The sequence below is a fragment of the Bacillus sp. JJ1503 genome, from assembly GCF_036965125.1.
Classification (GTDB): domain Bacteria; phylum Bacillota; class Bacilli; order Bacillales; family Cytobacillaceae; genus Cytobacillus.
The window spans coordinates 1-1,564 of the sequence record NZ_JBALOZ010000538.1 but is presented as its reverse complement, the minus strand read 5'-3'; the positions used below and the strand labels follow the sequence as shown (position 1 = coordinate 1,564).

At 38.9% G+C, this 1,564-nt stretch carries 2 protein-coding genes; both read left to right on the top strand.

Going from position 1 to position 1,564, the window contains the following annotated elements:
* The coding region (locus V7149_RS26375) for an ABC-F family ATP-binding cassette domain-containing protein (RefSeq protein WP_335348510.1) at positions 1-1,108 on the top strand (1,108 nt) is incomplete at its 5' end.
* A 119-nt stretch (positions 1,109-1,227) separates the two neighbouring features.
* A partial coding sequence (locus V7149_RS26370) for a NifU N-terminal domain-containing protein (protein ID WP_335348509.1) occupies positions 1,228-1,564 on the top strand: 337 nt, incomplete at its 3' end.

Genomic DNA, 1,564 nt, shown 5'->3' with positions numbered 1-1,564 from the left:
AATTGATAAACAAAAAAATCTATATAGAAGAGAATTAGAATGGATAAGAAGGGGAGCAAAGGCGCGGACAACGAAGCAAAAGGCGAGAATACAGAGATTTGAAAGCTTAGATAACGAGCTCGCGTCTGTGAAGTCGTCCGAAAAGCTCGACATGTCATTAAGCGGCAGCCGGCTCGGAAAGCAGGTTTTTGAACTGAAATCTGCCTCAAAGAAATATGGAGATCAAGTCATCTTAAATGATTTTGATCTGCTCGTAAAGCCAGGAGACCGGATTGGCATCATCGGAAAAAATGGCTCTGGAAAATCAACGCTTATGAATGTTCTTGCTGGAAAAATCCCGTTAGATTCTGGTGAGGTTATTATCGGCCAGACTGTCAAAATCGCTTATTATACACAGGAAAGCGAAGACATGGATGAAAATAAGCGAATGATTGAATATTTAAAGGAAACAGCAGAAGTTGTTGAAACATCGGATGGGAAGACCATTTCCGCGGCGCAAATGCTGGAAAGATTTTTATTCCCATCCTATACTCACGGAACACCAATTAGAAAACTCTCTGGAGGAGAGAAACGCCGGTTATATTTATTGAAAATATTAATGTCTGAGCCGAATGTATTACTGCTTGATGAACCAACGAATAATTTGGATACACAAACTTTAACGGTCTTAGAGGATTATCTCGAAGATTTTCCTGGTGTAGTCATAACTGTATCACATGATCGCTATTTTCTCGACAAAGTCGCTGATCAGCTTCTCGTCTTAAATGGGAAAGGGCTTATTGGTTCCTTCTACGGAAACTACACGGAATATCTAGAAAAGGAAGCTGAGAAATCCAATATCCAGGAAAAAGCGGCAGCTCCAGTACAGAAGGAAAGAGAAAAACCGAAGAAGAAAAAGCTTAGCTATAATGAGCAAAGAGAATGGGACGGAATTGAAGATGCAATCGCAGGGGTCGAAGCTCGATTAGAAGAAATTGCCGAAGAAATGGCGAACACAGGAAGCGATTTTGAAAAAGCGCAAAAACTTATGGACGAGGAAGCAGAATTAAACGAAAAACTAGAACATTTGATTGAGCGTTGGACATATCTTTCTGAGCTTGTAGACTAATAGTCTATATCGAACACGATAAGTTGGTAGTCGAAGCTTGTAAATGCTGTTTTTTCACCACTTTATGTTAAAATAAATGTAATTAACATGCTGATTATAGTGTAAAGGGTGATTTTGCCGTGAAAATATTGTCAATTGAACCAACTCCAAGTCCAAATACGATGAAGGTTATTTTGGATGAAGAGCTGCCTATGGGGAAAAGCAATAATTATAAAAAGGAAAAGCAAGAAGGTGCTCCAAAAATCATTCAACAGATCCTTATGATTGATGGAGTGAAAGGTGTATATCATGTAGCAGACTTTTTAGCGGTGGAAAGGAATGCCAAATTTGACTGGAAAGAAATTCTTCCTCAAGTTAGAGTGGCATTCGGTGAATCTGCAGAAGCGGAAAAAAATGATGGGCCGAAGACAAATGACCACTTTGGTGAAATCAAAGTATTTGTACAAAAATATAAAG